This is a genomic window from Shewanella sp. AS16 (genome assembly GCF_021412365.1).
In the GTDB taxonomy this organism is placed as follows: domain Bacteria; phylum Pseudomonadota; class Gammaproteobacteria; order Enterobacterales; family Shewanellaceae; genus Shewanella; species Shewanella salipaludis.
Genome location: NZ_JAKCLK010000364.1, coordinates 1 through 285 on the forward strand (window position 1 = coordinate 1; position 285 = coordinate 285).

Genomic DNA, 285 nt, shown 5'->3' on the forward strand with positions numbered 1-285 from the left:
ACCACCAATATCCGCCACAACCCCCAGCTTACCGTCAGCACCACGACGCAGAGGCAGAATGGCTTCAGGCCCAGCTTCCCCCATCACACCTGCACCTTTTGCAAAAGCAAAAAACGTCGGACGATTAACCACCGTGCCACTGTAGCGACTCAAATCAGCAGACTGATAAACACCACCATCAGCATTGGGCGTCACACTGGCAGTTGCTGCACTCCCCCAGCCAAACGCCGAACCAATCCCCTTAACTGCCTGCATCATGGACATCTGAGCCATGATTTTTGCCAG

The 285-nt window shown here is 54.4% G+C and carries 1 protein-coding gene; it reads right to left on the reverse strand.

Features of this window, described 5'->3' with window-relative positions:
• Positions 1-273: hypothetical protein (locus tag LZP73_RS20670; protein WP_234236845.1), on the reverse strand; the 273-nt coding region annotated here is incomplete at its 3' end.
• Between the last annotated feature and the right edge of the window lie 12 nt (positions 274-285).